Genomic DNA, 20,630 nt, shown 5'->3' with positions numbered 1-20,630 from the left:
TCAATCATCCTGATACTTGCTTTATGCGCACATACAATTGGGCTATTCTAGGCCTAGGCAACATTGCTCACAAGTTTGCAGAAAGCCTCGCGCTGCTGCCCAATGCCCGGCTCCACGCGGTAGCCTCGCGTGATGCGGTCAAGGCCCAGGAGTTTGCCGCCAGGTTCGGAGTACCTCATGCCGTGGGCAGCTACGATGAGTTACTGACAGTGCCGGACATAGATGCGGTATACATTGCTACGCCCCACACCGAGCACTACGCCCACACGCTCCTCTGCCTGCGCGCCGGATTGCCCGTGCTATGCGAAAAGCCTTTTGCCGTGAATGCCCAGCAGGCCCAGCAGATGCGGCAGATTGCAGAAGCGAAAGGCATTTTCCTGATGGAAGCCTTCTGGACGCGCTTTTTCCCGGCCATCCATAAAGCGCTGGAGCTGGTAGCGGCCGGTACCATCGGCGAAATCAAGCACCTCGCCGCCGACTTTGGCTTTGTGGCTCCGTATGTGCCGGAAGGCCGGCTGTTTAACCCAGCCTTGGCGGGTGGTTCCTTGCTAGATATTGGAGTGTACCCGCTGTTTATCAGCAAGCTTTTCCTTGGTGAGCCTCAGGAGATACGCGCCATAGCCACCCGAGCCGGCACTGGAGTAGACGTGAACTGTACTATGGCCCTGGCCTACGAGGGTGGGGCCACGGCTAGTCTGTTCTCTACTTTGGCTGCTCAAACTGATAACCAGTGCATTCTCTACGGCAGCCACGGCCAGCTTCACCTCACGGGTCGCTTCCACGCCGCTAGTGGCATCACCCTGAAGCTCCCAAATCAGGAGCCGCAGCATATCCCCTGCGAAAAGCAAGGGTACGGCTATCAGTACGAAGCCGAGCACGTGCAGCAGTGTCTGGCGCAAGGCCTCACGCAGAGCCCCTTGCTGCCTCTGCAGTTCACGCAGGAGCTAATGCACCAGCTAGATGCTGTGCGCAAGCAAATCGGCCTGCGCTACCCAATGGAGTAAGCAGGCTAGTCAAGTACCAGCAAGCTAAATAAAAAAGGGGCCACTGAATTCAGTGGCCCCTTTTTCGTGGGTATAAGGGTTGGGCGGCTATTTAGGAGCTAGCCAAGATCTGCGTCGCAGACAAGCCATTACTTGGCTTTGCCTTTCAGCCATTCCTCCCTGAATTTCTTCTGGGCTTTGGTCACCGGCTTTTTCGCCTGTTCGTAGGGCACCACTTCGAGGTCGGAGTTTTCCTGGAGAGTAACCGGCACGGTGCGCACCCCGTCGCGGGCGCGGGCTTCCACCTGAATGATGTCGCCGGGTTTGTGAGCTGCCAGGAGCTTTTGCACTTCCTTGGCATTGGTGGGCTTGCGGCCATCCATCTTTAGCACCACATCTTCCCGGTCGAGGCCGGCGAGGTAGAAGGGGCTGCCTAGCAAGGTAGTGCCCAGGGTAGCGCTGCTGTCGGGGTTGAACTGCATGCGGGCTTCCAGCGTGGCCTGCCCTGCCTGGGCCCGGCGCACCAGTAGGCCAGCGGGGGCCAGGAGCTGCTCGTAGTTATGCGCCTCGTGGCCGGTGATGTACTGGCGGAAAAACTGGCCGGCAAAGGTGGTGTCCTTGGTTACCTGGCCCAGCACCCGTTGCAGGTCGCGGAGGGTGTAGGGCTTGGCAGGAGCGTAGTTCTGCTGCTGGCCGTTCTCTTTCCAGAGGGCGCGCATATACGTGTCGAGGTCGGTTTTAAAGCGCTGGCGCAGCTGCAGATCCAGGGCCAGGGCATTGCCCGCCCCGATGTAGTAGTAGCTCAGGTAGGTGTTCGAGCGGTTGTTGGGGTCGATGGCCGCAGCGGCATCCACGAAAGGCGCCTGCTGGCTCATGTACACCGGCGAGTAGCGCTTCGGGCCGGGCATGGTCAGCATGGCATCTACGATGCCGCTGAGGGCTTCTTGGCAATACTGCTCGTCGGTGTAGATGCCGGCCCGGCGCAGCAGCAACTCGCCGTAGTACTGGGTGAAGCCCTCGGCAAACCACAGGTTACTGCTCATATTGGCCCGCTCGAAGTCAAAGGGCTCCAAGTCTTTGGGCCGGATACGCTCTACGTTCCAGCTGTGGAAGAACTCGTGGGAAACCGTGCCCAGGTTGTCGAGGGCGCCGGGGCCGCGCAGGGGGCGGTTGCTGGTGAGGCTGGTGGAGTTGCGGTGCTCCATTCCGTCGCCACTGGTCTGGGGGAGGTAGTTGGCCACGAAGGTGTAGCGCCCGAAATCGTAGTCGGGCAGACCGCCGAAGATGGCGGCGGCTTCCTTCACTACTTTCTTTGTGTTGTTGGCAAAGGCGTCCAGTTCCGCATCGGTGCCATCGTGCAGCACCTGCATCTCAATGGTTTTGCCCTGTTCCTGCCAACTGCGCACCTTCTGTGGCCCCAGCGAGGTGGGTGAGTCCATGAGGTACTGCAGGTGTGGAGCGTAGTAAGTGCCTTTGGTCGCATCGGGGCGCAGCTGCGAGGCTACTGTCCAGCCTTGGGGCAACTCAAACTTCACCTCCGCCGGGCGCTGCTCTAGGCCACGGGCAAAGGCCAGCGTGGCGGGCATGTTTAGGTGGGCGTGGCGCGAGTCGATGCCGGCGTAGGTGCCATCGGTCCGGTCACCGAAGAGGGTGTAGGTGAAGCGCACGGTGCCATCGTGGCCGGTTACGTCCCAGCCGTAGGGGTCAGGCTTATTTACCGCCAATGCTTTGCCTTTGGAGTCAGTGGCCTGCACGTCGTACACGTTCTTCGCAAATTCATGCAGGGCGTAGCGGCCGGGCGAGGAGCGCGCCATGCGTACCTGCAGTGTGCCGGCGGGCACCTCGGTAAACGTAACCGTCACGCGGGCCTCGTGGTGCATAGCATTGGGGAAGGCCACGGAGTATTGCACGGGGGCCTGAGCAGCGGCCGGGCGGCCAAGGGCCAAGGGCAGGCCTAGCAGAAGCAGGGCAGCGGTTTTCCGCATCATATTAGGAGAGGAGAGAAAGGAAATGGAAAGCTGCCTAAAGGTAGCTTTTGCGATGAAGAGGCTGCAAGCCGACCACATAAATCCGCCGATACACTTACTGCCACACCGTGGCCTCTACCATTCCGCCAAAAAAAGCGCCCAGTGGCCGGGCCGATAGGCCTAGCCGCTGCAATTCTGTTTCAATGGGTGGCCTACGGCGGGCACTAATGCCAGTGGTCAGGCCGAAGAAGGCGTACATGGTGGCTAGCAACCCCCGTTGCCACCAGGTTTGGGGCTGAGCAAAATCGGCGAGGAGCCAAAGGGCCCCGGTCCTGCGTGCGGCGTACAACCTAGCAATGAGCTGCCGCAGTCGGGTGGGCTCGAATAGGTCGAGGAAAAAGAAGGTAATAATGGCCTCAAATTGCTCCTGGGAGAGCAAAGCTGCTTCAGTTCCTAGCCGAAATTCTACTTGCTCCTGCCTCGTAGGCCAGTGCTGGCGCAGAAACTCTTGGCTGCGACGTAGCATCTGAGGAGATGCTTCTAGGTAGAGCACCCGAGCCTGCGGGCGCTGACGCAATATTTCCCCGAGCACCCAGCCGGTACCGCCACCAATAACCAAGATACGCGGTGCCCCTGCTGGCAAGCCGGCTAGGGCTGCCTGCTGCGCCTGCTGCAACGCCCGGCCATACACCAAGCGAGCCAGCGAATCATAGAAAGCGGCAACGTAATCGAAGCCGGAGTCGGGGAGGGGCATCAGCGGTGGAAGGAATCAAGCAGACTACGTAATTCGGCCGGAAGGCACCGAAATGTCGTAAGAACCACGTCAACCGGAACCTCTCATCCTGGTTTTATTGCTGTTTATTCATGACCAACTCAATTCGTCGACTACTAGCTGGTGTCACGCTGTTCTTCACGGAATTTGCCATTACGCTGATATTAGGCACGGTGGGGGTGGTCATCTTTCTCGCGCTAAGTAGAGAGGTATTCGATCAAGACGCCGCCACCTTTGACGCCGGAGCTTTCCGCTGGACGCGCCAGCTATTTGGGCCCGAGCGGCAGGAATGGGTACAGGGTATCACGTTTTTGGCCTCGCGCAACTTTATTACGGTGATGGGGCTACTACTGGTAGCGTGGCTGCTGGTACGGCGGCGCCGGTGGTACTCCTTGCTGGTGCCGGTAGTAGCGCTGGGCAGCATTACGCTCAACCTAGTGCTGAAACAGTTTTACCACCGTCCGAGGCCATTGCTGCCGCTAGTTTCGGCTAGTGGCCTAAGCTTTCCTAGCGGGCACGCCATGATATCGGCCTCTTTCTATGGTCTCTTGATTTATCTGGTACAGGTGCACGTTCGCTCTAAGGCGCTGCGTTGGGGCCTCACTACTGGCCTAGCGGTTCTTATTATCCTCATCGGGCTAACCCGGGTGTACCTGCGGGTGCACTACGCCACCGACGTACTGGCGGGCTTCACGGCGGGCTTGGTCTGGCTGGTGGTAGCTATTCCGCTTCTGCGGCAACTAGAAATTAAAGCAAAAAAGCGCTTCGGTAAGCAAGTGCAAGCGGCTGAAAAACAGCCTATATAACTCAGGAAGCAAACTTTTGTGGTTAAGTTTTTATTGTTTTTTAAGCACAAAGCTTGACACACGTCGAAAAAGCCTCCTATCTTTGCAGCATCAAATGACCACCACCACGGCGGTCAACTGATAAAAAAGCTGCGCTTGTGGCGAAATTGGTAGACGCGCTGTCTTCAGGCGGCAGTTCCGAAAGGTGTGAGAGTTCGAGTCTCTCCGAGCGCACAAAAGCCGGTCCAGATATGGACCGGCTTTTTTGTTTTCTGGTCGTCTGCGCTCTAGGACTCTCCAACACCCGAGGCTAGGGCTGCGTTGGATAGTGGAACAACTCTCCGGCTATGAAAAGATTTGCTGCCCGATTCACGGCTCTGTTTAGCTTCCTGACTTTGGAAATAGCAGTGGTCGGACTCGTGTTTGTCGCATCGGCTTTGCTGTTCTTTTACCTGACGCGCGTGGTGTTCGTGCAGCACTCCGTCGACTTCGACCAGTGGGCTTTTGCGCGCATGGATGAGCTCCGGAATTGGTGGCCGAGCCTCACTAGCGGGGTGGAAGGGGTGACCTTCTTCGCGTCTCTCCCCTTTCTGGTAGGAGCCGGTATAGGCCTACCGCTGCTACTGCGGAGCAGAGGCCACCGCCGCGAAGGCCTGGAGGTTTTTTTGGCAGTAGCGGGAGCTTCCCTACTAAATCAGCTGCTAAAAGCGCACTTTCAACGGGCGCGCCCTAGCTCAGCGCTTTTTCCGCAGGCAGGGCTGAGCTTCCCGAGCGGGCATGCCATGATAGGCCTAGCCCTATATGGGTGCGTGGCTTGGCTGCTCTGGCGGCACCAGCGCCACCCGCTGTGGGCAGCTGGGCTGCTCGTATGGGCCATACTCATTGGGCTCACCCGCGTGTACCTGCACGTACACTACGCCACCGATGTACTCGCCGGTTTTGCCATCGGCTTAGTCTGGCTGATTTTGCTGCGCACGGCGTTGCGGCTGTGGTGGCGGGAGGAAGTGAAACTATAAACTAGTGTAAAAGCGAAGCAGCAGGTGGCCTAGGCCACCTGCTGCTTCGCTTTTTATTCGCGTTGCTATACCCTTACAACCGTACTTTCACCCGCAAGGCAAGCAGGCCTTTTACTCCTTGCAACTCTTCCAGCTCCAGTTCCTCAATGCCGGGCTCCAGTAGCCCACGGTCCTGCAGATAGTCGATGTACTCAAAGTACTCGTCGGCTTCGCGCTGTTGTGTGTACACCAACGCAATGTATCCTGGCTGAGTTAGCCGTTCACCCGTTCCTTGCACCGTGGCTTTATCAATACGCTTTTTGATGATTTCATAGCGGATGTTGTAAGCTCCATCTACATCAAATTGGCGTTCATCCTGCCGGAACCGAATGTTGAGAGGCTGGCTATGGATGAGAATAAGCTGGGTCGTTTCCAGGGGCAACGGTAGCTGCGACTTCAGTGCGGCGGTCCGGCGCGTGATTTCCACCATCACCAGCAGTTGCCATAGCCTTAGGTTTTTCAGAAAAACCAGATCAAACGGTTTGTTCTCTACCAGCGAAGCACCCACGTAGATGTTGTGCTCCACGCCATCGGTCTTGAAGCGCTGGAAGTAGTGCGGGTACATGTCCTGGGCCTTGGCTTCTTCCTCATCAAGGTAGTCGCTGACGGCATCGTTGAGGCGGGTGGTGCTTTCCTCAAAGTCCTTACGCCGTTTGTAGAGGATGCCCAACTCCGTATCGATGTTAGACCAATACTCTTTGATGACGGGCCGCAGCTCCGGGGCATTTTGGGCCAGGTAATTGAACAGCGGCTCCACCTCCATGCGCAACGACTCGAAAATGCTCACTTCGTCGCCGGTCAGGATGCCCTGGCGCAGGCGGCGCAGGTTCTTGCTCACGTAGAACTTCAACTCGTCGAGAATAGGCAACTGTTGAAGCTCAGAGGCCTTTTTGAGCACCTTATTGGCCAAAGTCAGGTGCTCAATTAAGTCGCCCTGGATGGCTTCGTTGCGGGCCGTGCTGCTACCCCGGATGTCGGAGGAGCCGTGCAGGGGATACACTTCGTGGAAGACGATATCTTCCATCTCTGCATTCTTGTTGCCGTCCTCAATCTTTTGCAGCAAATTCTGGGCGGCATCGGTAAAACGCCACTCCATGGTCGGGTGCAGGGCCGTGAATTTCTCCTTGATAATGGCCTGCACGCGGGTCTGGATTTCCTCAGCGTTGCGCTTTACGGCCACCGCAAACAGCGGCATAAACTGCGTTACATTCTCCAGGCTAAACTCATCAAGGTCGCCTACATTGGGCGAACCCAGCTCTAAGAGGCCTACGGTATCGTCGCCGTAGGGCAGCAGAGCCAAAATGGCTGACCGAATACCGAGACTTAGAATTTGCTGGCGCAGATCTTCCGGAATATCAGCTTTTTCTACGTCTTCCAGCACCAGGGGCTGGCGGTCTTGCCAGAGCTGGCTGTAAATCTGCCGGAAGCCGGAGCTGGCATCTTGGTTGTGGAGCTGCTTGGTCAGGAAGCTGTGGTTGATTTTACGTCCGAAGTCTACGAAAGCTTTCTTTTTTTCGTCGTAGGCCGCAATGCCCAGCTGCAGGAAGGGCCGCCCGAAGAGTACGCGCAGCTTCTCCTGAATTTGCTCGAGTCGGTCGGAGGCCTGTAGTACGTCGCGCTCTAGCAGGTCGTACTTCAGCTCCGAGAGAATTTCCTGTTCCGTGACGTCGACCAGCTGCAGCAGGTTGAAGCCCGAGAGCTCAAAATGCTCCGGCGGCAACGTTTCCTGCCAAATATCGGCCCGGTGCATGTTCCGGGTAAGGTGCTCTAGTTGCTCCGGGGTCAGCGTGGGCTTCTCACCGTGCACAAGTACCTCCAGAAACGTAGAGTTGAAGTTGACGCTGTAGTGACGGTAAAGGCCAATGCTGTAATCGGGAACCGTGAAAATAATAGCGCCCTGCATAGGAATGTGCACCCCGTATACCTTCTCCAGAATAAGCTGGTAGGCCATACGGGTAGTGTACACCTCCAGGGTGTGCACATCAATGTTAAGCGGCTGCTTAATGGTTTGGCCCGCATTAAGCAGTACTTCTTCAAAGCGGGGAGTATAGTAGAAGCTGTGGCGTTGAAACGGCAGAATAGCGCCGCTGATATCCGTCTGGAAAGAAGAGGAGGGGAATACCGCCAGCATCAGAGTCTCCACCAGGTCGCAGTTGCATTCCAGCTGAGCCAAATCCGTGATGGGGCCGCGGCACCAGTCGGCCTGTGCTACCTGCTCGCCAATAAAGCGGGCCAATTGGGCCACGCCGGCGTTAGAGGCATTCTCACGGTCTTTCCAGTACGCAATGAGAGGCTCCAGGCTAAGGGTAGTCTTGAAGGGAAATACGGCCGAGGCCGGGCGGGCAACAGGTTCTTTTAGCATAGAGCCAGAGGGCAAGTACTCCAGAAATCAGTGCTCAACATCGCGCTGGTTGGAGATGATACGTATACGCGCCGCAGCTCTGTGGCGTTGAAACATATAGTGCCGCTTGGTAGGCCACAATGCCTAAAAGCACTAGCGTCTCACCACAAACGGAATTGGCTGCTTAGGATCTTCTGGGTTAGTGGCAATAAAGGGCGACGCTAACCCTTTAATATACACCTCTCGTTTGGTATTCTCGTAACACGTGCAGCAGCCATCAGCTTTAAACTCACCAGCTACATCCACTTTTTCCACTACCACCGAGTCAGTCACCACCAATGATGTTGAAGGCTTCTTGCGGGTAGCTAGGTACAGCTTATAGCTATACTGATCAATTCGCCTACTTTTGTTTGCCACGAAAGGACTAGTATTGTTGATGATAATGGGCTGCTCGCGCGCTTGTTTTGTCGTTCGAGCTATCACAACCGTATCACGCGTCGGCCGTTTGGCAGTATCTCCCAGCACTCGCCGCACAGCATACACGGTGTCAAAGTCCTCGGGCTTAAAAGGAAGACGCGTACTAGTGCTAGAAGTGGTGTCGAATTTAAACGCAATGCCGTCCGCGTTGCTATCGTTGCAATCGCAGGCAACGGAGCCACAACAGGCCGCAACAAGCGCAGCAGTAGAAAGGAGCAAAAACCAGGTAAGGAAGGAGCGCAGCATAGGGGCGTAAAGATAGGGCTACGTTGGCACCTAGCCCACTCTAGGCCAAGCCGGCAGCAACCCACGAAAAAGCCAGCCCGATAGTTGGGCTGGCTTACAAACGTAACCGGTAGCGGAGATATTGAGTTTTATTTTCGCAGCGTAGCTTAGAAGTGGCCTAGCATGAGAACAAACTCTACTCCTTCACGAAGCGCTTGGTTTCAGCTGCGCCTTTCGTCGTGATTTTAAAGTAGTAAGTGCCGTTGGTTAGGTCGCTCAAGTTCACTGGCAATGTGTAAGTGCCTTTTTCCTTGTGCGCTTCCTGAGCCACAGTACGCACCATATTACCCATGCTATCTAGCAAATCAACCGTCACGGGGCCGGCTTTTTTTACTTCATACTCCAGTTGGCTAGTAGGGGTAACGGGGTTTGGGTACACAGTACTACCAGCGCCGCGGGCTTCGGTAGCAGCTGGCGTGTTGGTCTTCATCAGCAGGAACATGGCGGGCCTGAAGTACTGCGCGGTGGGGTTGTTGTGCCGCATTTTGCCTCCCACGTGCTTGCGGCGCTCCTGCTGTTCGGGCGTGGTGTTTTGAGCTATTAGGTTTTTTAGATCTGCGGTCCATTTTTCGCGCTGGGGCTGCACTTCCTGCGCTAGCTTGGCAATATCGCCCTCGTACTTCTGGGCTAGTTTACCAACCTCCTGCAGCAGGGCCTTCTGGTCGTTGCGGAGCTGCTGCAACTGCTGCTTCTGCGTGTCGGTTAGCTCTGGGCGGGTGCCCTGGGGCGCACCCGCGGGCCGGAAGCTCTGGCGAAGAGCCTTGCCGCGCTGGCGCAGTTCCTGCAGCTGAGTGCGGTAAATAGCCAGCTGGGCCTTATCGGAGGTGCTGAGCTGAGGCTCTAGTTTCTGACGCTGCTGGCGTACCACGGGCAGTACGTTTTGCTGCACGTAGGCGACTACAACCCGGCGGTTAGGGCGCGCTTGGCCTTGCGTATTCTGAGCGGGCTGGGCCCAGGTGCTGAGGCTGGTCAGGAGCGCTACCAGCAGGAGGCCTAGGGTTTTGAATGAAGTTACTTGCATGGGAAATGATGTGGGAGAATGTAGTTCAGCTAGCTGGTTTTGCTTCATAGATGCTTGTGGGCCAGCGGAGTTTAATGGGCCCATAAAAAAACCGTCTCGACCAGAAGCCGAGACGGTTTGAGTGCAACGATTTACGGCCAGCAGTGGCCTAGCGCTTACCGAAACGTGTCGTTGGTGTCGATAACCTTCACCTCTGTCACGTTAAGTTTGTAATTGGCTACCTCCGCATCCTCGGCTACTACAGCTTGCGGTAGGCCCGCCTTCACCACGTTGGCGTAGCTCATGGGCGAGGGCGTGTTGTTCTTAAGCACATCGGCCAGAGGTTGGGCTTCGCTGTCGTCGGTCACGATGGTTACGTACATGTTCTGCACCTGCCAGTGCTTGCGCATGGCCCGGTTCACATCATCGAGGGTGATCTTGGCGAGCTGCCCATCTACCTCCTGCAGCCAGTCTTTGCGGCCGTAGAAGCGGGAGTCGAGCAGGAAGCCGAGCTGCTTGGCGGGCGTGGTGCCGTAGAGCTTCACGTAAGAGCGCAGGAACGTGCGGGTGCGCTCAAAGTCTTCCTTGCTCATGCCGTTTTTCACCACGTTGTCCATTTCGCGCACGGCCAAGCGCAGTGCGAAGGGGGCATGGCCTACGGTGAGGTTGCCTAGCTCGGAGGGGTATTGCTTGCGCAGGCCTTCGGCAATCTGCACGGGCCGTAGCCAGATGCTGGTGTAGTTGGCGTGGCGCGGCACCCCGGGCACGGGCAGCATATTGTTGCCGCCGGCCTCATACCACTCAATGTAGCTGTAGTCGCCGTAGTTCATGGAGCGGGTCGTCCGGATTTTATCGTAGAGCTTGCCGTAGCTCTTCCGGTGCTCGCCCAACCAGGAATTGGCCACCATCAGGGCCGCAAAGTCGTCTTGGGCGCGTGTGGTCTGGATGGGGAAGCCCGCGTACACCGCCGAGCCCAGAGCATCGGGCTTACTGATGATTTCCACATGGATGCCCTTGGGCATGGCTGCTACCGGTACTGGCACCTTCACGGTGCTTTTGGGGAGCTTGGCTAGGTCGCGCTCCAGCTGTTTGGCGAAGGAAGCCGGGTAATTGCCGGCTAGGCCTATCGTGAGATTGTTCTGGCCGAAGGCGCTGGCGTAGTACTGCTTTACATCAGCCAGCGTGATGCTTTTTACGCCTGCGGCCGTGCCGCGCGTCATGTGCTGGTAGCGAGTACCCCGGAACAGCTGGTCCTCCAAGGCAAACTTGCTGTAGTCTTCGTCAGAAGAAGCCCGAATAAGCTGCTCTACGTAGTTAAGCTGGTTGCTCTTAAGACGGTCGAAGTCTTCCTGCGTGAACGAAGGCGTCAGCATCAGCCCCCGCAGCACAGGGTAAAACTGATCAACAAAGTCGCGGTGAAACTCAAAGGTGAACGTGGTGACCTCCTTGTCAGTGGTAGCGTAGTAGCGCGCCGCCATAGGGTAGAGCAAGTCCTTGAGCTGGGCGGCCGTCAGGTCTTTGGTGCCACCCTCAGTAAGTAATTGGCTGGTGAGGTAAGTGAGGCCTTCTTTGCCCACGGGGTCGGCGGCGGAGCCGTTGCGGAACTGCAGCTTTACCACCACCTTGGCGGCGTTGGGTTGGCGCAGCTCTACTATCTCGGCGGCGCGAGCAGGGGCCACTGCGGCTGGTCCTAGCAGGGCCGCACTCAGCAGGAGGCGAGAAACTATATGTTTCATGGAGGTGAAATCAGGGAAGAGAGAAAAAGAGTACCGTTGCTGTTCAGCTAAAAGAAGCAAGCATAACTAAGGAGCAGTGGCCTAGTTGAATGCTCACGCTGATCGTTAAAGCAGCAGCGGGCGTATTACTGTAGGCCACTCGTAGCACCCGGCCCGATGGTGCCTACCGTCAGGCCCGCGGGCACGAAGTACTTCTGCGCCACGGCCTGAATATCAGCGGCCGTTACTTGGTCGTATTGGGCGTAGAAGCGGTTCAGCGACTGTACATCACCCGTGAGCCAGATAAACTGCGATAAGGCATTGGCCACTTGGTCGGGGGCATCTAGGCCCATCAGGAAGCCATACTTCAGTGCCGACTTGGTATCGGCGAGGCGCTTGGCATCCACGGGCTTGGTTTTCATTTCCTCCAGTGCCTTGGTAATCTGGTCTTTCACGTAGGCCATATCCTGGGGCTTCACCACCGAGGCCCGAACGGTCATCAGATACGGGTCGCGGGTGTAGTTGGGCGAGCCACCCACGAAGCGCACCTTCTGCTCTTTCACTACCAGCTGCTGATACAGGGGCGAGTTTTCGGCGAACAACATCGTGGTTAGCACATCGAGAGCGGGCAAGTCCTTGCTCTGGTCGGAGAAAGCCGGCCCACGGTAGCTCAAGCTCACCAGCGGCGGGAAGTTGGCGTTCTGGATGTGCACTGCCCTAGGGGCCGTTTGGGCGGGCTCGGGCGTGATGTTCGGCTGGTAAGTGCCGCGCTTCCAGGAGGCGAAATACTTATCGGCCAGCTTGTTCACATCTTCCGACTTCACGTCGCCTACCACTAGCAGGGTGGTGTACTCGGGGCGGTAAAAACGGTCGAAAAAGGAGAGAGAATACTGGTACTGGTTGGGCATGTCCACGATGTCTTTGAAGAAGCCCATCGTGGTGTGCTCGTAGGTATGCTTGTCGAAAGCTGCATCGGCCACCTTCTCATTCAGCTGGGTGTAGAGCGAGGCAGAGTTTTTGGTGTACTCGCCCTTCACGGCGCCGGCTTCGGCCTTGAAATCGTGCTCGGAGTATTTCAGGTTCTGAAAGCGGTCGGCCTCCACCTCAAACATCTTTTCCAGCATGCGGGCGTTGCCGGTCATGTGGTACACAGTGCGGTCGAGGGAGGTATTTGCGTTGGCGGCGGCCCCAATGCTTTGCAGCACCTCATCATACTGCTCCTTGGAGTACTTCTCAGTGCCCCGGAACATTACGTGCTCAAAGAAGTGCGCAAAGCCCGTGTGGCCCGGTTCCACCTCGTCGCGGGAGCCCGCACGCACTACCAGAAAGAAGGAGGCCAAGCCCGGCGAGTCAAACGGCACCGTAACCACGTTCAGGCCATTGGCTAGCTGTTTTTGCTGAATAGGGTAGGGGAAAACGGACTTGGTACTAGTGGCCGCGGTGGTAGGTGAGGCAGCGGCTTTCTGCGCGTTGGCAGCTGGGCTAACCAGCAACGCCGTGCTCAGCGCCAAGGCCTGCAATGCGTGTTTCATGGTGAAAAGGCAATGAGCGTGAATGAGACCAGACTTGGAGGGCTGGCTGCCGCAAAGTAACCATCCGGCCCGAGAAGGTTGCAGACAACAGGCCTAGGCCAATGGCCTCACCCGCTCACTACGAGTTGCCTTGAGCGCATTGGAAGGGGCGCAGAAACACAATTCCCGCATCCAAGCGCTGAGGCGGCCAGATGCGGGAACGGGTGTAGGTAAGAGCAGGGAGAGAGTAGTAAACTAGTTATCTGTTGGTGTGTGCTGTCCCGATTAGTTCTTCGCTAGGACCAGCGGCCAGCAGTTGTGCACGCAGACTAATGGCCGCCGTATCAAGCTGGGGGCGAATTTGGTCTAGGGCTAGGCGCAGGCCTTGCACGTCGGAAATGCGGGGAGCACTGGTTTGGCTATAACCGTTGTACATGGCAACTCGCACTTTGCTACGGCCGGTGCCCGTGTAAGAACCAATTACCTCGCCCTTGGAATTGATGATTTGCACTTCAGCTTTCACTTCTGTGCGGTACCACTCCAGAGGAAGGCCAAATAAGCTAGGGGTCATGAGAGTGGCCATCTGAAATGCCTGCAACCCTCGGCCGGTGCGCGTAACTTCCGCTTGCGTTATAATAAGCTTAGCATAACCATACTCTACGGTATCAGCAGGCTCAGCTGTATGGTAGGCCAGTTCTTGGCGGAATACCTTGGAAGCATCATCTGGGTAGGCCCCTTCCGTGGCATTTAAGGGGCCAGCCTCCACCACTTGTTCTAACCGCGGCAACTTCCCAATGGAAACTGAGTGGTTGGAGTGAACTGCGCTATAGAGAGCCTCTTCAGTTGATTTGCAGCTAGTGAACAGCGATGTAGCCAGTAGAAACAGAAGGGAGTACCGATTCGCGAAGTTCATAGGCAGGATGGTTAATAGGCTAACTTCTAGAGGCAACTCCAAAAGTAACGCTATTTGTTTCGCAGATAGATGGATTCAAATATAAACATTTAATTAAAAAATAGAACATGCTGAATGCAATTTTTAATGATATGCATTAGAGCATGTGGCATATAGGTTTACTGCAAAACAAAGCCCCGCAGTTTACTAAAACTACGGGGCTTTGTCTACAAAATACTGGTACTGATAGTTTAGTGCGCCGAGTGCGCCAACGCACTATCCGTTTCGGCCAGCTCTTCCAGCGGAGGCGCCACATAGTTGTCCACAAACTCGCCTTCCCAGCGGGCTACTACTGCAGTAGCCAAGCAGTTGCCGACTACGTTTACGGCGGTGCGGGCCATGTCCATGAGGGCATCAATGCCGAGGATAATGAACACCGGCCAAGCGGGGAGGTTGAACGAAGCTACCGTAGCCAGCAGGATAACCAACGAGGCGCGCGGTACTCCGGCCACGCCTTTACTGGTTAGCATGAGGGTGAACACCATTACCAACTGCTGACCGAACGTCAGTTCTATGCCCGCCGCCTGGGCCACGAAAATGGCGGCCAATGAAAGGTACAACGTGGTGCCATCGAGGTTAAACGAGTAGCCGGTAGGCATCACGAAGGCCACAATGCGGCGCGGTACGCCAATGCCAATCATGGCTTCCATGGCGCGAGGCAAAGCAGCTTCTGATGAGGTGGTAGCAAAGGCAATACTCACGGGCTCGGCAATAGCCAGCACAAAGCGCTTCAGCGGGATGCGGGCAATCAGCGCAATGGGCACCAGAATCAGTACCAGGAATGCAGCCAGCGCGCCGTAAAGCGTCAAGAGCAGCTTGAAGGCATTATATAAGGGAGCAAAGCCCATCTTGCCCACTGTGTAGGCCAGGGCGCCACCTACCCCAAATGGCGCAAAGAACATTACTACGTTGGTGAACTTAAACATCACCTCTGATAGGCTCTCCGTGAGCTGCAGCATGGGTGCCCGGTGCTTCTGGTGCACCATAGCCAAGCCAATAGCGAAGATGATAGCAAACACTACTACCTGCAGCACTTGCCCCTCCGCCACTGATTTGGCAATGTTCTCGGGGAAGATGTGCAGAATAATGTCCGCAGTAGTCTGCTTTACAGTGGCAAGCTGCTCGTTATCAGCCTGAATGCCGCTGCGGTCTACGCCTTCGCCAGCGCGCGTTAAGTTGATAGCCCCCAACCCGATGAACAGGGCAAATGTGGTGACTACTTCAAAGTAAATCAATGCTTTAAGCCCCATTTTACCCACCTGCTTGAGGTCGGCGTGGCCAGCAATACCTACTACCAGGGTGGCAAATACCAGCGGCGCAATGATGGTTTTTACCAGGCGCAGGAATACGTCGCTAAGCACTTTTAGCTGCACGGCTTGCTCCGGGAAGTCGTGGCCAATTTCTGCTCCTACGAGCATGCTTACCACAATCCAGAACGTGATGGAGCGACGCTGAAAGCCCAGCGCTACTGCCGCCGCAACGGCCAGCCAGCGGGCCGCCATGGGTACCGCGTTGGGCAGTGCTACCACCTGATAGGCCGCCAGGGCCGTTAAAATGGCCGCAAGAACAAAGAGAATAAGAACAAGAGGTGCGAGTCGCGAAAACTTCATGCGCAGCAATCAGGGAAAGAATATGGCGGGAATACGGCAAAGATAGGTTTTTGAGCCGGGCAGTAGCACGTGCCCCATTTGAGTTTACGCACAACCTCGGTATTACCTCATGTATCTCTAGGCCACCTGCTGGCGTATCGGGGGCGGCGTAGTACCTTGGCCTTCGCCTTTCTGTTCCTGCCCTCGCCCCATGCTCACCTGGTCTCTTGTCCCGCTGGCGCTGCCCTTGCGCTACACCTGGAAAATAGCGCGCAACGCTTCTACCTTCAAAACCAACCTGCTTCTGAAAGTACAAGACCAGGCTGGCCAGGCAATTGGCTGGGGAGAGGCCGCCCCTAATGTGCGTTACGGCGAAACCCCCGAAGGACTGCAGGAAGAGTTTGCGCAGCTCCACATGGCTGGCCTAGGCCAGTGCCACACCTTAGAGGAGCTAACTAGCTTTTTGGCGGCTCACTCCCCGGCCCATGCCTTACGTTTTGCGTTAGAGTCGGCGTTTGTGCACCGGGCGGCCGTGCTGGCGGGGCAGCCGGTAGCGCAATGGCTAGGCCTCTCGCCCCCCGCACCAGCCGTACCCACCGCCGTTACCTTGCCCATTATGGAGCCTGGCGCCGTGGCCGAGTTCCTACGGGTGCAGGGGTACGAGCGTTTCCCCATGCTGAAGGTGAAAGTAAACCGCGACGGGGCCGTGGACCTGCTGCGCGAGGTCACGCGCCTGCTGCCCAATCATCTGCTTATAATCGATGGCAATGAAGCCTGGACCGACGCCGACAGCTTGCGCCACTCGTGGGAACAAATCCAAAGGCTGCCTGGCCTACGAGTACGCCTCTTGGAGCAGCCCCTGCCAGCCGCCTGCGCCGACGACTACCGCGCCCTAAAAGGTCAGTTGGATTGCCCCGTCTTCGCGGATGAGTCGGTGACTGATGAGGCAGATTTCACGGAAATAGCCCGGCAGTTCGATGGCGTAAACATGAAGCTGATGAAGGCGGGCGGCTACCTCAATGGCCTGCGCATTCTGCGTGAAACTCGCGCCCACGGTCTCCAGACCATGCTGGGCTGCATGGTAGAAACCTCCCTGGGAATATGGTCGGCGTTGCAGGTCAGCAGCCTCACCGACGTGTGCGACTTAGATGGGTTTCTGGTAGTGCAGAATGAACCCTTTAAGTTAGTAGGAGAGGAGCAGGGTCACTTGCTACCGTATGGCGCCTGGCCTACTATAACACCATAAACCCACTGCCCACCCAAGCAGCAGGTGCTCAAGCTGGCAGCGGGTGGAGTACCTACTGGTTACTTTAATTTTTCGTCTAGTGCTTTGATCTGCTGGTCTAGCTGGCTGGTATCGACGGGGCGCTGACTAGAGGAGCTCATCAAGCAGATTTTCTGATTTAGGAGCTGGATTTTTTCGCCCATAAGGCTGATTTTCTGGTTCAACTCCGTGAGGCGTACCTCTACGCCTGCCGTGCTATTAGGAGCCGGACGGTTATCAACGTATTGCTGAAATTGGGAACTAGCAGTATTGGCTGGCTCGTTGCGCGCCTCTGCGGCACTACCAGGCGTAGCGAATACAATACCGCCGTCCATGCGCACGTAATCACCTTCTTTTAAAGTTGTTATTTTGCCTCCGGGTAGCTCCACTATGCCACTCTTATAGTTGATCTTGGTGCCGTTAGAAAGCACTACATTCTTCGAGAGTGGGGTAGGGCGCTTGCCTTGCACCAGCACTACCTGTCCGCCTTGCATCAGAAAGCGGTCAGTAGAATTAACTTCTTTGGCCCCGGCCGGCATTTTTGGCGCGGTAGTGGTTTGAGCAAAACTAGGGGCTGCCGCTAGCAGGCCTAGCAGCAAAAACAGGGAGAGAGGGAGCTTTTTCATGGGAATAGGGAGCTTAGATGCCTTGCTTACGATATTTGCTACCTGGAGGCTGCATCAGAACAGTAGTCGTGATTAAAAATAAATTTGCTGAATGGTGTTGCAACATTAAATGTATGTACATATATTTGCATCATCATTCAGCATGACCCCATGCCTGAGCTATGAAAATTGAGGACGAAATTAAACAGCGCACTTTCCGAGACGAGTACCAAAAAGCCTACATCAATCTGGTGTTTACTTCCGGCTGGCTGCAGCTGAAGCAAGGGGCAATGTTCAAGGACTTTAACCTGACTTCCCCCCAGTTCAACATTCTGCGCATTCTGCGCGGTCAGCACCCCAAGCCGGCCACGGTAAACATGCTGATTGAGCGAATGCTGGATAAGACCAGTAACGCTTCCCGCATTGTAGATAAGCTGGAAGCCAAAGAGCTGGTAACCCGCAAAGTATGTCCTAGCAACCGCCGCGCCGTGGACATTCGCATCACCGACAAAGGATTAGAGCTGCTTACCAAGCTCGACGACGTAGTTAACTCCCAGCAACTGGGAATGAGTAATTTAACTGCTGAGGAAGCCTCGCAACTCAGCGCCCTTCTTGACAAAATCCGCGACTGACGTCTTTCAGTTAACTCCCTTTACCACTTCTATTTCAATCATGAAAAAGATCGTTCTGCCGGCCCTGCTGGCCGCCGCTTTGTTTGCTGCTCCCGCCTTCGCTGGTCAGCCAGTTGCAAATAAAGCTGCTGCTAGCGCTGTAAAGCCTGCCGACAAAGTTTACAAGCTGCAGCCCCAGCTCAGCACCTTAGGTTGGGATGGCAAAGCCGTAACGCACGGCCACAATGGTACCGTACAGTTTTCGGGTGGAGAACTGCTCGTGCGTGGCAACCAGCTGGTAGGTGGCACCGTGACGGTGGACATGAAGTCCATCAAGGCTACCGACATCAAGGACGCTGATACCCAAACCAAGTTTATGGGCCACATCACCTCCGATGACTTCTTTGGTGTAGCTAACAACCCTAACGCTACGTTCAAAATCACGAAGGTGGCCTACATCAAAGGTGCTGCTGCTGACGCTAACAACGCCAACATCACCGGCGACCTGACTATCAAAGGCAAAACCAACAGCATCACTTTCCCCGCCAAAGTGGGCGTGAAGAACGGCGTAGCTGCCGCCAGCGGCACTGCCACCGTTGACCGTACCAAGTTCGACATCAAATACGGCTCCAAGTCGTTCTTCGACGGCATCGGCGACAAAGCCATCAACGATGACTTCACGCTGAGCTTCAACGTAATTGCCAAGTAAGTAATACTGGCCTAGGCTACTTACTTATACCTAAAAAAGCCCCGTCAGGATTCTGGCGGGGCTTTTTTGCGCTAGGCCTATTGGGGTAAGCGACTTTGGCGCTCAAGCATCTGCTGTTGCAACTGCTTGCTGAGCGGGGCCGTGGGTTGTTGGGCAGGGGCTACGCGTAGATTCTGTAAATCGAAGCGCAGCCAGTAGGTGCCGTCGGCGTGGGTAAATTCCCGGTCCTTGTTCACATCGGGGCGCACCTCGGCTAACAGCACGTTCGTCTTGGGTAGAATCTGCCAGCTCACTAGATCTGTCCCATCGGGGGTGAGTTGGTGTAGTTGCTGGCCGCTCCGGTCCGAGACGTATAAGGCACTAACGTCCTCCTTGTCCTGTTCTCCGTCACCGTTGGTGTCGGCCTTCATGATGGTGTAAAATAGGTAAGGCCAGCGTGCGTCGGGTTTCTTTTCGATATCTATATCCGCAATAACAAATCGGCTGTGAGTCAGCAATAAGTGCTCAGATAAGGTTGCTTTTTGCAGAAAAACCAGGTTGTAACAGGTGCCCTCAATGCCGTTACGGTCAGAGTCGCTTTCGTAGGATCCGCTGGAAAACGTTCGGCTGCGGGCTGCACCATCTAGGGGCACTACGGAAACAGGTAGGAAGTACCCGTCGGTGCTATCGAGGTCTACGGGCCGGTTGTAGTGCACTCTGAATTCCTTGGCTACTTTGCGGGCAACGGCCGTGTCGGGGGCGGCTTTTGAGGAAGGAGAGGAAGCGGAACGAGTGGCTGAATTATCGGAACAAGCCACCAAGCTCGCTAGAGAAGCGGCCAAGGCCACAGAACGTAAAATATACATGCTAGTAGTACTGCTAAAAATAGAGGCAGCAAGTAACTACTAATCCGGCAACACTAGCTCCCGAGGCAGCTCGAACTTGAGGCTGCGGCTCTTGCTGCGGGCGTGGAGTTGCTGCAGGAAGTCGTCTAGCTCGGCTTTGTACTCCAGCCACAGATCTTCGTGTAGGTTTTGTAATACCAGTTGGGTGGTGCGAGCTGCTAGGCGGGCCGTGCTAGTGTAGAAACCGCCATACACACTCTCAAACTGACCGGTGTAGTTGGCAAAGATGTGCCGTAGGGTGTAGAGGTTCAGGTCTATTTCCAGGCGTTTATCCTTGGTGATGCGGCGGGCCCGGGCTACTTCCTTAGTGGCTTTCTGCAGAGCCTTGGTAAGGCTGCGGTTGAGCAGGCGGCCCGTGGCGCCTACCGCAAACAACTCATGAATCTGGTCGGATGTCTGCTCAAATACCGTTTCTACCGTTACATCCGGCAGCAGCTCAAAGCTGAGGGTGTCATACAGCTCGGCGTCGCGGCGGGCAGCACGCAGGAGCAGGGCTTCCTTTTCTTTGTCGGATAGGCGCTTGAGGGCGCGCTTAAAATCAGCGGACGGAACGGGCATGCTAGCTAGGAGAGAGTAGGTCGAGCTAAAAATACGTTGGAAAATAAATAGTGGCCTAGAGGGGTGATAAACTGCTTTTGCCTATATTGCTAATGAAATTAGTATCCACCATCATTAGTAATGATTCTAAAATCTATGGCCACACTCACCATTCAAGATGAAACCGCTACCGGCGGAGTTCTGCACCGCATAGAACTGGAAGTACAGCAGGAGATGCTTACCGTGCGTGAGCTTATTGCCCAACGGGTGCACCAGGAAGTAGCTGCCTATAACAACCGGCAGTCGGGGATCTTTCATGGGCTAGTGCAGCCCACCGATTCGGAGCGAGTACTCAACGGTTTTCGGATGCGCCAGCCCAAGCCTATTGATGCCGAGCAGCAGCTGTACAAAGCCCTGGAAGGCTTTCGGCAGAACGGTTACTTCGTGTTAGTTAACGATCGGCAGGTAGAAACCCTCGATGAGGAAGTATGGCTAGGTGCAGGTGCCACGGCAAGCTTTATTAAGCTCACGCCGCTAGTTGGTGGATGATAAATTTATCCATTATTCTTTCCGTGACTTTGTACGCTC

Annotated in this window: 19 protein-coding genes and 1 tRNA gene; 8 read left to right on the top strand and 12 right to left on the bottom strand. The window is 55.9% G+C overall.

All coding sequences use genetic code 11. From position 1 onward, the window contains the following. Positions 1-23 precede the first annotated feature (23 nt). Positions 24-1,004, top strand: a complete 981-nt coding sequence (locus EU557_RS03075; protein WP_135528936.1) for a Gfo/Idh/MocA family protein — start codon at positions 24-26, stop codon at positions 1,002-1,004. A gap of 128 nt (positions 1,005-1,132) precedes the next feature. Here EU557_RS03075 and EU557_RS03070 read toward each other — a convergent pair whose 3' ends face one another. Beyond that, the gene (locus EU557_RS03070) at positions 1,133-2,971 is read right to left on the bottom strand and encodes a M61 family metallopeptidase (RefSeq protein ID WP_245326149.1); all 1,839 of its coding nucleotides are present in this window, start codon (positions 2,969-2,971) and stop codon (positions 1,133-1,135) included. Between the two features lie 94 nt (positions 2,972-3,065). Beyond that, positions 3,066-3,704, bottom strand: a complete 639-nt coding sequence (locus EU557_RS03065; RefSeq protein WP_135528935.1) for a class I SAM-dependent methyltransferase — start codon at positions 3,702-3,704, stop codon at positions 3,066-3,068. 110 nt (positions 3,705-3,814) lie between these two features. Here EU557_RS03065 and EU557_RS03060 point away from each other — a divergent pair, with 110 nt between their 5' ends. The 3 genes from EU557_RS03060 to EU557_RS03050 all read left to right on the top strand — a co-directional run bounded on the left by EU557_RS03060 (position 3,815) and on the right by EU557_RS03050 (position 5,523). Then, the gene (locus EU557_RS03060; RefSeq protein ID WP_135528934.1) at positions 3,815-4,528 is read left to right on the top strand and encodes a phosphatase PAP2 family protein; all 714 of its coding nucleotides are present in this window, start codon (positions 3,815-3,817) and stop codon (positions 4,526-4,528) included. A 131-nt stretch (positions 4,529-4,659) separates the two neighbouring features. Further along, positions 4,660-4,741: transfer RNA gene (locus EU557_RS03055), tRNA-Leu, on the top strand. A gap of 113 nt (positions 4,742-4,854) precedes the next feature. After that, positions 4,855-5,523, top strand: a complete 669-nt coding sequence (locus EU557_RS03050; RefSeq protein ID WP_135528933.1) for a phosphatase PAP2 family protein — start codon at positions 4,855-4,857, stop codon at positions 5,521-5,523. Between the two features lie 73 nt (positions 5,524-5,596). Here the strand turns inward: EU557_RS03050 and EU557_RS03045 are convergent, their stop codons facing one another. From EU557_RS03045 to EU557_RS03015, 7 genes are all read right to left on the bottom strand, one after another. Then, positions 5,597-7,924, bottom strand: coding sequence for a GAF domain-containing protein (locus EU557_RS03045; protein ID WP_135528932.1), 2,328 nt, complete (start codon positions 7,922-7,924; stop codon positions 5,597-5,599). Between the two features lie 132 nt (positions 7,925-8,056). Continuing rightward, entirely contained in the window at positions 8,057-8,626 is a 570-nt protein-coding gene (locus tag EU557_RS03040; protein WP_135528931.1) for a hypothetical protein, read from the bottom strand. A gap of 175 nt (positions 8,627-8,801) precedes the next feature. Beyond that, positions 8,802-9,686, bottom strand: coding sequence for a T9SS type A sorting domain-containing protein (locus EU557_RS03035; RefSeq protein WP_167855068.1), 885 nt, complete (start codon positions 9,684-9,686; stop codon positions 8,802-8,804). A 155-nt stretch (positions 9,687-9,841) separates the two neighbouring features. Beyond that, on the bottom strand, positions 9,842-11,401 hold the full coding sequence (locus EU557_RS03030) for a M16 family metallopeptidase (protein ID WP_135528929.1): 1,560 nt from the start codon (positions 11,399-11,401) through the stop codon (positions 9,842-9,844). A 125-nt stretch (positions 11,402-11,526) separates the two neighbouring features. Next, positions 11,527-12,912, bottom strand: a complete 1,386-nt coding sequence (locus tag EU557_RS03025; protein WP_135528928.1) for a M16 family metallopeptidase — start codon at positions 12,910-12,912, stop codon at positions 11,527-11,529. A 238-nt stretch (positions 12,913-13,150) separates the two neighbouring features. Next, positions 13,151-13,804, bottom strand: a complete 654-nt coding sequence (locus EU557_RS03020) for a hypothetical protein (RefSeq protein WP_135528927.1) — start codon at positions 13,802-13,804, stop codon at positions 13,151-13,153. A gap of 230 nt (positions 13,805-14,034) precedes the next feature. Next, on the bottom strand, positions 14,035-15,453 hold the full coding sequence (locus tag EU557_RS03015) for a dicarboxylate/amino acid:cation symporter (RefSeq protein WP_135528926.1): 1,419 nt from the start codon (positions 15,451-15,453) through the stop codon (positions 14,035-14,037). Positions 15,454-15,643: 190 nt separating this feature from the next. Here EU557_RS03015 and EU557_RS03010 point away from each other — a divergent pair, with 190 nt between their 5' ends. Further along, the gene (locus EU557_RS03010; RefSeq protein WP_135528925.1) at positions 15,644-16,678 is read left to right on the top strand and encodes a dipeptide epimerase; all 1,035 of its coding nucleotides are present in this window, start codon (positions 15,644-15,646) and stop codon (positions 16,676-16,678) included. A gap of 59 nt (positions 16,679-16,737) precedes the next feature. Here the strand turns inward: EU557_RS03010 and EU557_RS03005 are convergent, their stop codons facing one another. Then, positions 16,738-17,322: a DUF6799 domain-containing protein gene (locus EU557_RS03005; protein WP_135528924.1), complete on the bottom strand. Its 585-nt coding sequence runs from the start codon at positions 17,320-17,322 to the stop codon at positions 16,738-16,740. Between the two features lie 161 nt (positions 17,323-17,483). On the opposite strand from EU557_RS03005, the gene EU557_RS03000 reads away from it, so the two are divergent. Together EU557_RS03000 and EU557_RS02995 are read left to right on the top strand one after the other, a co-directional pair. Beyond that, entirely contained in the window at positions 17,484-17,933 is a 450-nt protein-coding gene (locus tag EU557_RS03000) for a MarR family winged helix-turn-helix transcriptional regulator (protein WP_135528923.1), read from the top strand. Between the two features lie 40 nt (positions 17,934-17,973). Then, positions 17,974-18,621, top strand: a complete 648-nt coding sequence (locus EU557_RS02995) for a YceI family protein (RefSeq protein WP_135528922.1) — start codon at positions 17,974-17,976, stop codon at positions 18,619-18,621. Between the two features lie 77 nt (positions 18,622-18,698). On the opposite strand, the gene EU557_RS02990 is transcribed toward EU557_RS02995, so the two are convergent. Together EU557_RS02990 and EU557_RS02985 are read right to left on the bottom strand one after the other, a co-directional pair. Next, positions 18,699-19,466 (bottom strand): hypothetical protein, encoded by a 768-nt coding sequence (locus EU557_RS02990; RefSeq protein WP_135528921.1) that lies wholly within the window; start codon positions 19,464-19,466, stop codon positions 18,699-18,701. Positions 19,467-19,505: 39 nt separating this feature from the next. Beyond that, positions 19,506-20,063 carry a hypothetical protein gene (locus EU557_RS02985; protein ID WP_135528920.1) on the bottom strand — a complete coding sequence of 186 codons (558 nt, stop codon included), beginning with the start codon at positions 20,061-20,063 and terminating at the stop codon, positions 19,506-19,508. A gap of 120 nt (positions 20,064-20,183) precedes the next feature. Here EU557_RS02985 and EU557_RS02980 point away from each other — a divergent pair, with 120 nt between their 5' ends. Continuing rightward, the gene (locus EU557_RS02980; RefSeq protein WP_245326148.1) at positions 20,184-20,591 is read left to right on the top strand and encodes a hypothetical protein; all 408 of its coding nucleotides are present in this window, start codon (positions 20,184-20,186) and stop codon (positions 20,589-20,591) included. The last annotated feature ends 39 nt before the right edge of the window (positions 20,592-20,630 follow it).

It is taken from the genome of Hymenobacter wooponensis, assembly GCF_004745865.1.
GTDB lineage: Bacteria > Bacteroidota > Bacteroidia > Cytophagales > Hymenobacteraceae > Hymenobacter > Hymenobacter wooponensis.
This window is presented reverse-complemented; position numbering and strand designations above follow the sequence as displayed.

Bases quoted from the DNA above. Each gene is read 5' to 3' on its own strand.
- EU557_RS03045 (WP_135528932.1), bottom strand. From the start codon at position 7,924: ATGCTAAAAGAACCTGTTGCCCGCCCGGCCTCGGCCGTATTTCCCTTC.
- EU557_RS02980 (WP_245326148.1), top strand. From the start codon at position 20,184: ATGATTCTAAAATCTATGGCCACACTCACCATTCAAGATGAAACCGCT.
- EU557_RS03075 (WP_135528936.1), top strand. From the start codon at position 24: ATGCGCACATACAATTGGGCTATTCTAGGCCTAGGCAACATTGCTCAC.
- EU557_RS03035 (WP_167855068.1), bottom strand. From the start codon at position 9,686: ATGCAAGTAACTTCATTCAAAACCCTAGGCCTCCTGCTGGTAGCGCTC.
- EU557_RS03050 (WP_135528933.1), top strand. From the start codon at position 4,855: ATGAAAAGATTTGCTGCCCGATTCACGGCTCTGTTTAGCTTCCTGACT.
- EU557_RS03025 (WP_135528928.1), bottom strand. From the start codon at position 12,912: ATGAAACACGCATTGCAGGCCTTGGCGCTGAGCACGGCGTTGCTGGTT.
- EU557_RS03070 (WP_245326149.1), bottom strand. From the start codon at position 2,971: ATGATGCGGAAAACCGCTGCCCTGCTTCTGCTAGGCCTGCCCTTGGCC.
- EU557_RS03000 (WP_135528923.1), top strand. From the start codon at position 17,484: ATGAAAATTGAGGACGAAATTAAACAGCGCACTTTCCGAGACGAGTAC.
- EU557_RS03030 (WP_135528929.1), bottom strand. From the start codon at position 11,401: ATGAAACATATAGTTTCTCGCCTCCTGCTGAGTGCGGCCCTGCTAGGA.
- EU557_RS03020 (WP_135528927.1), bottom strand. From the start codon at position 13,804: ATGAACTTCGCGAATCGGTACTCCCTTCTGTTTCTACTGGCTACATCG.
- EU557_RS02990 (WP_135528921.1), bottom strand. From the start codon at position 19,466: ATGTATATTTTACGTTCTGTGGCCTTGGCCGCTTCTCTAGCGAGCTTG.
- EU557_RS03015 (WP_135528926.1), bottom strand. From the start codon at position 15,453: ATGAAGTTTTCGCGACTCGCACCTCTTGTTCTTATTCTCTTTGTTCTT.
- EU557_RS03005 (WP_135528924.1), bottom strand. From the start codon at position 17,322: ATGAAAAAGCTCCCTCTCTCCCTGTTTTTGCTGCTAGGCCTGCTAGCG.
- EU557_RS03010 (WP_135528925.1), top strand. From the start codon at position 15,644: ATGCTCACCTGGTCTCTTGTCCCGCTGGCGCTGCCCTTGCGCTACACC.
- EU557_RS03060 (WP_135528934.1), top strand. From the start codon at position 3,815: ATGACCAACTCAATTCGTCGACTACTAGCTGGTGTCACGCTGTTCTTC.
- EU557_RS03040 (WP_135528931.1), bottom strand. From the start codon at position 8,626: ATGCTGCGCTCCTTCCTTACCTGGTTTTTGCTCCTTTCTACTGCTGCG.
- EU557_RS02995 (WP_135528922.1), top strand. From the start codon at position 17,974: ATGAAAAAGATCGTTCTGCCGGCCCTGCTGGCCGCCGCTTTGTTTGCT.
- EU557_RS02985 (WP_135528920.1), bottom strand. From the start codon at position 20,063: ATGCCCGTTCCGTCCGCTGATTTTAAGCGCGCCCTCAAGCGCCTATCC.
- EU557_RS03065 (WP_135528935.1), bottom strand. From the start codon at position 3,704: ATGCCCCTCCCCGACTCCGGCTTCGATTACGTTGCCGCTTTCTATGAT.